General features: G+C 64.8%; 10 protein-coding genes. 3 read left to right on the forward strand and 7 right to left on the reverse strand.

The genetic code is table 11. The features are described from left to right. A partial coding sequence (ftsE, locus tag ACTS2Z_RS00535; RefSeq protein ID WP_442571284.1) for a cell division ATP-binding protein FtsE occupies window positions 1–649 on the reverse strand: 649 nt, incomplete at its 3' end. Between the two features lie 117 nt (window positions 650–766). On the opposite strand from ftsE, the gene ACTS2Z_RS00540 reads away from it, so the two are divergent. After that, window positions 767–1,468 (forward strand): MJ0042-type zinc finger domain-containing protein, encoded by a 702-nt coding sequence (locus ACTS2Z_RS00540; protein ID WP_442571285.1) that lies wholly within the window; start codon window positions 767–769, stop codon window positions 1,466–1,468. Here ACTS2Z_RS00540 and ACTS2Z_RS00545 read toward each other — a convergent pair. The 3 genes from ACTS2Z_RS00545 to argH form a co-directional block, all read right to left on the reverse strand. Further along, on the reverse strand, window positions 1,465–3,912 hold the full coding sequence (locus ACTS2Z_RS00545) for a DUF4175 domain-containing protein (RefSeq protein ID WP_442571286.1): 2,448 nt from the start codon (window positions 3,910–3,912) through the stop codon (window positions 1,465–1,467). The genes ACTS2Z_RS00540 and ACTS2Z_RS00545 overlap by 4 nt on opposite strands. 78 nt (window positions 3,913–3,990) lie before the next feature. Further along, on the reverse strand, window positions 3,991–4,215 hold the full coding sequence (gene lptM / locus ACTS2Z_RS00550) for an LPS translocon maturation chaperone LptM (RefSeq protein ID WP_442571287.1): 225 nt from the start codon (window positions 4,213–4,215) through the stop codon (window positions 3,991–3,993). A gap of 6 nt (window positions 4,216–4,221) precedes the next feature. Continuing rightward, a complete protein-coding gene (argH, locus tag ACTS2Z_RS00555) occupies window positions 4,222–5,643 on the reverse strand; it encodes an argininosuccinate lyase (protein ID WP_442571288.1) in 1,422 nt (473 codons plus the stop codon). A gap of 30 nt (window positions 5,644–5,673) precedes the next feature. Between argH and ACTS2Z_RS00560 the strand changes: the two genes are divergently transcribed. Next, window positions 5,674–6,282: a TlpA family protein disulfide reductase gene (locus tag ACTS2Z_RS00560; RefSeq protein ID WP_442571289.1), complete on the forward strand. Its 609-nt coding sequence runs from the start codon at window positions 5,674–5,676 to the stop codon at window positions 6,280–6,282. An 11-nt stretch (window positions 6,283–6,293) separates the two neighbouring features. Here ACTS2Z_RS00560 and ACTS2Z_RS00565 read toward each other — a convergent pair whose 3' ends face one another. After that, the gene (locus tag ACTS2Z_RS00565; RefSeq protein ID WP_442571290.1) at window positions 6,294–6,809 is read right to left on the reverse strand and encodes a hypothetical protein; all 516 of its coding nucleotides are present in this window, start codon (window positions 6,807–6,809) and stop codon (window positions 6,294–6,296) included. A 190-nt stretch (window positions 6,810–6,999) separates the two neighbouring features. On the opposite strand from ACTS2Z_RS00565, the gene ACTS2Z_RS00570 reads away from it, so the two are divergent. Beyond that, window positions 7,000–7,497: a hypothetical protein gene (locus tag ACTS2Z_RS00570; RefSeq protein WP_442571291.1), complete on the forward strand. Its 498-nt coding sequence runs from the start codon at window positions 7,000–7,002 to the stop codon at window positions 7,495–7,497. Between the two features lie 55 nt (window positions 7,498–7,552). Here the strand turns inward: ACTS2Z_RS00570 and ACTS2Z_RS00575 are convergent, their stop codons facing one another. Both ACTS2Z_RS00575 and ACTS2Z_RS00580 read right to left on the reverse strand, forming a co-directional pair. Continuing rightward, window positions 7,553–8,494: an electron transfer flavoprotein subunit alpha/FixB family protein gene (locus tag ACTS2Z_RS00575; protein WP_442571292.1), complete on the reverse strand. Its 942-nt coding sequence runs from the start codon at window positions 8,492–8,494 to the stop codon at window positions 7,553–7,555. A gap of 2 nt (window positions 8,495–8,496) precedes the next feature. Continuing rightward, window positions 8,497–9,233: electron transfer flavoprotein subunit beta/FixA family protein (locus ACTS2Z_RS00580; RefSeq protein WP_442571293.1), on the reverse strand; the 737-nt coding region annotated here is incomplete at its 5' end.

The following is a 9,233-nucleotide window of genomic DNA, read 5'->3' on the forward strand; positions in this document are numbered from 1 at the left end:
GCGACACATCATGGCTGGCGATGAGTACGGTCGTACCGAGCCGGTTCAGCTCCACAAACAGGCGCAGGAGGCGCCGGGCCATGTCCGGGTCGACATTGCCCGTCGGTTCGTCGGCTATCAGGATTTCCGGGCGGCTGACGACGGCGCGGGCAATGGCGGCGCGTTGCTGTTCACCGCCCGAAAGGGTGGGCGGCAGGGCGTCAATGCGATGGCCCAGCCCCACCCAGTTGAGAAGCTCGACAATATCCTCGCCATACTGGCGCACATTCTGCCCCGCCACGCGCAAAGGCAGGGCGACATTGTCGAAGACGCTCAGATGGGGCAGCAGGCGGAAGTCCTGAAACACCACGCCAATGCGGCGGCGCAATGCCGGCAAGGCATTGCGGTCCAGCGTGCTGATATCCTCGCCAAAGAGCGACACCAGCCCGCGCGAGGGGCGCTCGGCCAGATAGATCAGCCGCAACAGCGATGTCTTGCCGGCCCCGGACGGTCCGGTCAGAAACTGGAAACTTCCACGCGGTAAATCAAAAGAGAGGTCGCACAAGACTTCCGGTCCGCGCCCATAGCGCATGCCGACATTATCAAACCGGACGGCCGGCATGGCCGCGTCGCCCGGATTGGTCAGGTTGGCAGTGACAGGCTGGTCCATCAGGCGGGCATGTCCATTGGCTGGCGCGTCTGGAAACGGTTGGCGGCGTAGCGCACGGCGGCGTGTGTGCAGGTTTGAGGCGAATCTGACTATGCAGGAGATGAGAGGTAGACGTCCATGATCGTTACCTGCCCGAGCTGTGAGACCCGATACCGGGTCGACCCGGACGCCATTGCCCTGCGCAAGGGACGTGTGCGATGCGCGGCCTGTGGTCATGGCTGGAAGGCGGACGCAGAGGCGCTGACCCTTGATGAGCCAGCCCGCCCGACCTTGCGCAAGGAACCGCTCGCTCCTGAACCGGCTTTACGCCCCGCTGGTGGCATCGAGGCGGTAAAGCCCCATGAAGTCGTCCGCAAGCGGGCCGAGACCCGCCGCCAGCGCAGCCGCAAGACGGTGGAAGGCACAGGCTGGGCGGTTGTTGCCGCATCATGTGTCGTGGTGCTTGGCGCTGCCTGGCTTTTCCGTGCCGACATTGTCGAGACATTCCCGCGCACGGCCAGCGCGTATGCCGCTGTCGGCGTGCCGGTAAACCCTTACGGGCTCGAAGTGCGCAACCTGCGTGCCACCCCGTCCGAAGACGCTGAAGGCGCTCTCATCATCGAGGGAGAGGTTGTCAACATCACGGGGCGTGAACGTGACACCCGGCCCTTGCGCGCTGTCATCACCGGCGAGAATGGCGAGGTATTGGTCGAATGGGTCGTGATGCTCGATGCGGTCAGCCTGCCCGGACATGGCGAGGAAGCTTTCCGCACCGTCCTGGCTGACCCGCCGGAGGGCGGCGCCGAACTGGAAGTCGTGATCGCGCCCGACCCGCTCTAGAACCGGTCCAGCAGGCGCTCCATATAGGCGCGCTCTTCCGTTGTGAGGGTTCCGTCACCGGCCTTGCGCCGCAATTCCTGCAGGATGTCGCGTGCCCGTTGGCGCTCCATTTCGGACGGCACTTCGGTATCGCCGCCCGTGCCGCCACCGTCGGTTTCCCGGCCGAGCGGATCACGCTCGCCCTGACCGCGCCCGTTGGATTCGTTTTCGGCCTGCAGGCGTTCGGCCGTGTCGGCAGCTCCCTCGCGCAGGGCTTGCAAGGCTTCGTCCTGGGCTTCGAGCGCCGCCTCGCCCTCACCGCGTTGCAGGGCCCTGGCAGCCTCCTCCATCTGGCGGGCGGCTTCGTCAAAGGCGCGTGCGCCTTCCTCGCTCATGCCTTCGGGCATGCGTTCAAGAAGCTCACCAAGCCGCCCGCGAATGCCCTCCTGCTCGCCTGCAAGCGCATCGCCTTCACCGCCGGGCCGGCCCTCAGCCAGATCGCCGGAGCGCGACTGCTCATAGGTCTCGTCGGTGAGGCCGCGCTGCTCGCCGATGACATCGCCGAGCTCTTCCAATGCTTCGCGCAAGGCACGGCCAAGCGCACTTTCGCCCTGGCCTTCGCCTGAGCTTCCCGCCATGACCTGCATGTTGCGCAGCAGCTCGGCGAGCTGTGCCAGCGCGCGGCGTGCGCCTTCGGTATCGCCTAGCTCTGTCGCCTCGCGCAGGGCATCGAGCAGTTCCTGCAGCATGTCAGCGCTCATATTCATGCCCTGACCACCGCCACCGGCCAGCGCCTCCGATTGCATGGCCTCACGCATCAGGGCGGCGATGTAATTGCGCGTTGCTTCCTCGAACTGTTCAAAGAGGGCGGCCAGCTCCATCTCGTCGGCGCCGCGCGCCAGTGCATCGGCAAGCGCACGCTCTGCGGCACGCAAGGCAGCTTCCGCGTCAGCCAGCGTGCCCAGCTCGGCTCTCAGCGCGATCTGCCAGAGATCCTCGTCCAGGTGGCCGAGGTCCTCAATCTCGCGTGCGCGGCGAACCTGATGCATGGCCGTGCGCAGGCCCAGAAAGACAATGCGGTCGGGGAAATGACTGGCGGGTGCATCGCCCAGCGCATCCAGCGAGAGGGAAAGGCGCTGAACGCCTTGAGGTGCACGCTCCAGACGCAGTTCCGGCTCGTCATCCAGCCATGGCCAGAACGGATCATCGCCGCGCCGCTCCACCGTCTCGGGATACGGGGCATAGGGCGCAGCTGCCTGCAGGAAGAGCCGGCGCTCATGGCTGACTGCCCGGGCCATCGTATCAAGGAAGGGCCGTTCGGGCAGGCGAAGGGCGAGGGGGCCGGTCACGCCGGATTGGCCGGCACCGTCCGTGCCCTCCATGCGCACCAGTACGCGCTCCCCGGCAAGCGCCTGGCGGGCCGTCTCGACACTGGCCCGGAAGCGGCCTTCACCGGAGCCAGGAACAACATTGCCCGGTGCAATGTCCAGCCGGTCCCAGTCTGATTCCGGCGGATCGCTGCCATCACCCGGATCACGGGCGATCTGCAGTGCATAGGCCTCGATTCCGTAATCGTCACTGGCCGCAAACTCCAGCGTGAGCTGGCCAAGACTGTCGCTTTCGGGCTCGGCCACCAGCGCCAGGCGCGGCGGCGTGTCGGGGATCACATCAAGATCGAGCCGTTCGCGAAACGCACCGGCCTGCAGGCGTACATCACCGCTTTGGTCGATCACCATGCGCAATTGGCGCACGCCATCGCCGATCTCTTCGATTTCGGCCTCGGCACCGGAAACGCGCGGGGTCCGGCGAAGGCCTGTAATGCGGGCGGCAAGGACCGAGCCTTGCGGAATGCTGGCCTCACGCCGGTCCTGCAGGAAGAGTACGGGCCGTCCGGTATAGGCAGGCGGTTCGACCCAGAACTCGGCAACAGCCCGCTCACCGCCCCCCGCCAGCGGCATGGGCGAGAACGCGTCCTGCAGGCGCGGCCAGGCCGCGTCGCCTGCATGGAGAAAGCCGGTAACCAGAACGAGGATGGCGCTGATGCGCACACCATGACTGTCGAGGCTGGCCCAGGCGGCTCTGGGGCGTCTGGCTTTGGCGTGTGCGAGGGCATCACGCATCCGGCCCCGGTGGGCGAGCCAGAGCACGCTTTCTCCGGTTGCCGGTTCGTCCTCGAGCGCTTCGAAGGGACGGCCTTTCAGCCCGCTATCGGCTTCCACCCGGCGCTGGGCGTCACCACGCGTCGGGAAGGCAAAAGCGCGCACCGGTCCGGCCGCCATGGCTGCGCCGATCACAAGCAAGGCAATCGCCAGCAATGCGCGCCACGGGTCGCCCATGCGCTCCACGAGGCCTGTCAGGGAGAGAATGGCATAAAGTGCCGTCATCGCCAGCGGACCGGCGAGCACCGGGGCTGCGCGCTCCCACAGGAGGGCCAGCCGGGCAATCTGGACAGGCAAGATTTTCATCGCAGGCGCGAGCCTAACGCGCACGATGCAGGCACGCATCCGCGACTTGCACACACAACGCTGCCAAGGCGCGGGTGGCTAGTCGTCTTCGAACGGGTCATCTCCGGGCATGCTCGGCAGGCGTTGCGAGGGCCGCTCGTCGACCAGCACGTCCTCGTCTGCCGAACCATCGGCCTCATCGGTAACGGCGTCCTGAGGCTCGCCCCAGAGCGGGCCGGGACGGTCGAGCGCGCCGCGATTGCCGCAGCCGGCAAGGGTGAATGCGCTCACAAGGATGGCCAGTAGCAGGATACGGGATGTCACGTGCATTTACTCCTTGGCCAGACGCTCGCGCCAGAGCGCGCATTGCTCCCGCACGCGAACCGGCGCCGTGCCGCCATAGCTGGTGCGGCTTTCCATCGATGCCCGGGCAGTGAGCACGGTGAAGATGCGCTCGTCAATGCGCGGCTCGACTGCCTGGAAAGTTTCCAGTGGCAATTGCGACAGGGCAACGCCCCTGGCCTCGGCCGCCTTCACCACGCTGCCCGCAATGTGGTGCGCATCGCGAAACGGCAGGCCCAGCTCGCGGACCACGAAGTCGGCAAGATCGGTCGCGTCCGAGTAGGCTTCGCCAGCCGCTTCTTCCATTGCGTCCCGGTTGAAGCTGATGTCGGCGGCCATACCGGCCATGGCGGCAATCGCCAGTTCGAGATCGTCAAATGCGGTGAAGACCAGCGCCTTGTCTTCCTGCAAATCCTTCGAATAGGCGAGTGGCAGGCCCTTGCAGACAAGGATCAGGCCCTGCAGTGCACCGGCAATCCGGCCCGGCTTGGCGCGCACCAGCTCGGCAGCATCAGGATTGCGCTTCTGCGGCATGATGGACGAGCCGGTGGAGAAGGCATCGGTCAGCCGGGCAAAGCCGAACCGGCGCGAGGTCCAAAGCACGATCTCCTCCGCAAAGCGCGACAGGTTCACCGCCGCGATCGTCGCGGCGCTCAACGCTTCCAGCGCAAAGTCGCGCGAGGACACGGCATCGAGCGAATTGGCCATCGGCCGGTCAAACCCGAGTGTTTTTGCCGTCATCTCCCGGTCGATCGGAAAGGCTGTTCCGGCAAGGGCAGCTGCGCCAAGCGGGCTTTCATTCAGGCGCGCGCGGCAGTCGGCAAAGCGGCCGATATCGCGCTCCGCTGCCTCGACCCAGCACAGGAGGTGATGGCCAAGGCTGACCGGCTGGGCGGTCTGCAGATGGGTAAAGCCCGGCATCACCCAGTCGGCATGCGCTTCAGCTTGCGCCACAAGCGCTTGCTGATAGGCGCGAAGGCCCGCCTCCATGCGCGCGCACGCGTCTCTCAGCCAGAGCCGGAAATCGGTCGCAACCTGATCGTTGCGCGACCGCGCCGTGTGCAGCCGCCCCGCAGGTGCGCCGATGCGTTCTTTCAGCGCCGCCTCGATATTCATGTGAACGTCTTCCAGCGCGGCGGACCAGGTGAACTTGCCTGCGCGGATGTCGCGGCGGATGTCTTCGAGGCCGCCGGCAATGCTGCGGGCATCCTCACTTGAAATTATGCCGCATGCCGCCAACATCGCCGCGTGGGCTAGACTGCCGTCAATGTCCTGCTCTGCGAGCTTCTGGTCGATGTCCACCGAGGCATTGATCGCCTGGAGGATTGCAGACGGGCCGCCGGAGAACCGCCCGCCCCACATGTCGGTGCCAGATCCGGGCCGGTTTTTCGGGGTCTCAGACGTGCTCATCGGTGCTTCAGGCCTTCTGGAAGGAATGTCATGTTCGAACGCGTAAGGGCCTATCTGCGGACCCGTGGCTTGCGTAGCGCGATTATCATCGTGGCGATACTCGGCCTTGCCGGGGTTCTATACGTGATTTCCGCATCGCTTGTCAGTTCCAGTCCGGGACCGCTCGACAGTTATGCGCGCGGCGCCATGAGCGGGTTTGTCACGATTGATGAGCCACCCGCCCAGCCTCTCGTTCCTCTTGTTACGGGCGAAGGCGAGGACATCACGCTCGCAGACCGGCGCGGCAAGCTGGTGCTGGTCAATTTCTGGGCCACCTGGTGTGCGCCCTGTGTGGTGGAAATGCCCTCTCTCGATGCGCTGCAGCGCCGGCTCGGCTCCGAAGATTTCGAGGTCGTGGCCATCTCCATGGACCGCACGATGGACGAGGCCCGCCGCTTCTACGAGGAGAACGGCCTGACCTCGCTGGCGCTCTATCACGATCCGGGCCTGCGTTCGGCACTGGCGGCCGGTTCGCGCGGACTTCCCACCACCATCCTCTATGACCGCCATGGCGGCGAGATTGGCCGCCTGTCCGGCGAGGCCGTCTGGGATAGCGAGGAAGCCATCGCCCTCATCGAAGCCGCGCTGGAGCGGTACTAAGGGGCGCGCCTCTATCCGTCTTTCTTTGCCTGCGCCTTCTTGATCTGCTGGCTGACCCGGCCGACCTCGCGCGGATCGGTGATCTGTTCGTTCTTCTTGTTCGCGATCACCTTCATGCCCTTGTCAGCGGTCTTGCTCTTGGGGAGCTTGGCAGCAGGGGCTGCGGATTTCAGCTCCATTGCCCGCTTCATGCCCGAAGCGGTCGCACTGCGCGCTGACAGCTCGCGGCGGCGTGTCTGTTCAGAGTTGAGGCGCTTGAGAGCCTGTGCAAGCACAGCCATCTTCTCCTTGGTGCCGGCATTGTCGCCAGCAGCCTTGGCCCCTTGCGGCCTCGCCTTCCCGCGCATCTCGCGGCGCTGGCGCTGGCCGATTTCGCGCGCCCGGTCGCGTCGTTGGCGGATCAGCTTGATGGTGCCTGCCAGTTCCTTGTCATCCAGATTGCCGATTTCAGGATGGTGAGACTTTTCCACCAACGCCGTTTCGTCCTTGTCGAGAAAACGGGCTTCGTCCTTGCGGCTGATCGCCATGGAGCGCTCCTTCCTTCGTGTTCCTTCAGTGCTTGCAGGACGATAACGCGTATTCACGAGATCGGCTGCCAGGATGACTGCAACGAGACTGGAAGAATGATGCCAGCCCGGGCCCTTTCCAATCGGTAAGTTGCGGATTCTACGCAAAGCGGTGTTCAGTCTTCGGGAATATAAAGGCTGGGAGGAACGGATGAAATTTCTTGCAAGCCTGCCGGCTGCGATAGCGCTGCTTGGCAGCGTTGCCAGTGCGCAGGAAACGCCGGGCGAGGCGCTCGACGCGCTCTATGACGTGATTTCCGGCCCCGTGGGCGAGGCAAGGGACTGGGAGCGTTTCCGCTCGCTATTCCTGCCGGGTGCGCAGATGAGCGTGTCTGTCGCCGCGCCGGACGGGACGGAGCGCGTCGTCGTCATGACCCTCGATGATTATGTCGCGCGCAACGGCGAGGCCCTGTCGCGGATCGGCTTTACCGAAGCCGAGACCCGGCGCGAGACCTATCTCTATGGCGGTATGGCGACCGTCCTGTCGGCCTATGAGGCGGTGCGGGCCGATACCGGCGAGACGGTCGCCACCGGCGTGAACAGCCTGACCATCCTCAATGATGGCGGCACCTGGAAGATTGCCTCCATTGCCTGGCGGTCAGCCGACGAGACCTGGCCGGTCGAGCGGGCGTTCGAGCCGGTGGAATGAAAAAAGCCCCGGAAGCGGCGCTTCCGGGGCTTTTCAATTCTACAGGCGATGACGGCTAGTAGCCGATCTTGCCGAGTTCTTCCTCGAACTCCGGGACCGCCTTGAAGAGGTCGGCCACGAGGCCGTAATCGGCGACGGAGAAGATCGGGGCTTCCTCGTCCTTGTTGATCGCGACGATCACCTTGGAGTCCTTCATGCCGGCAAGGTGCTGGATCGCGCCGGAAATGCCGACAGCGATATAGAGCTGCGGGGCGACAACCTTGCCGGTCTGGCCGACCTGGTAGTCGTTCGGCACAAAGCCCGCATCGACGGCTGCGCGCGACGCGCCAACGGCGGCGCCCAGCTTGTCGGCGACCTTTTCGAGAATGGCGAAGTTTTCGCCATTGCCCATGCCGCGCCCGCCCGAAATGACGATCTTGGCAGCGCCAAGCTCGGGACGGTCGGACTTGGAAAGCTCTTCAGACACGAAGCTCGACTTCGCAGCGGCGTCCGGCGCGGACACCGTGTCAACGCTGGCAGACCCGCCATCGCCGGCCTTTTCAAACGTCGTCGGGCGCACGGTGATGACTTTCACCTTGTCGTGCGACTTGACCGTCATCAGCGCGTTGCCCGCATAGATCGGGCGGATGAAGGTGTCAGCGCTTTCAACGGCCGTGATGTCGGAGATCAGCATGACATCAAGCTTGGCCGCGACGCGGGGCATGAAGTTCTTGCCCACGGTGGACGCTGGCGCGAGGATCGCGTCATACCCGTCAGCGATGGAAAGAACGAGGCTTTCCAGGGCTTCGGCCATCTTGTGGCCCAGAGCATCGGACTCGGCCAGCATCACCTTGGCAACGCCGTCCACCTTGGCCGCTTCGTCAGCCACGGACTTGGCGCCCTGGCCAGCAACCAGAATGTGGATGTCGCCGCCCATCTTCTTCGCGGCTGTCACGGCAGCGCGGGTGGCTTCGTTCAGGGACTTGTTGTCGTGTTCAGCAATAACGAGCGTGGCCATGATTACAGCACTCCTGCTTCGTTCTTCAGCTTGGAGACGAGTTCGGACACCGACTCCACCTTCACGCCGCCCTTGCGCTTGGGCGGCTCGGCCACCTTGAGCACTTCTAGGCGGGCCTTGAGGTCAACGCCGTAATCCTCCGGCGTCTTGGCGTCGATCGGCTTGCGCTTGGCCTTCATGATGTTCGGCAGCGAAGCGTAGCGCGGCTCATTGAGACGCAGATCGGTCGTCACGATGGCCGGCAGCGCGATGGAGACGGTTTGCAGACCGCCATCGATCTCGCGGGTGACCTTCAGCGCATCGCCGTCCTTCTCGACCTTGGAGGCGAACGTGCCTTGCGGCCAGCCGAGGAGCGCGGCCAGCATCTGGCCGGTGGCGTTGGCGTCGTCGTCAATGGCCTGTTTGCCGAGGATCACGACGTTCGGGTTTTCCTCGCCCACGATCTTGGCGAGAATCTTGGCAACGCCCAGAGGCTCAACGGTAGCGTCGGTCGTCACGTGAATGCCCCGGTCCGCACCCATGGCCAGCGCCGTGCGGATCGTTTCCTGCGCACCGGCCGGGCCGATGGACACAACGACAATCTCTTCGGCGAGACCCTTTTCCTTCATGCGGATCGCTTCTTCGACAGCGATCTCGCAGAACGGGTTCATGGACATTTTCACATTGGCAAGGTCGACGCCGCTCTGGTCGGGCTTCACCCGGACCTTCACGTTGTAATCGACCACCCGCTTGACGGGGA

Origin of the sequence: Glycocaulis sp. (genome assembly GCF_052168375.1) — a bacterium.
Taxonomy (GTDB): domain Bacteria; phylum Pseudomonadota; class Alphaproteobacteria; order Caulobacterales; family Maricaulaceae; genus Glycocaulis.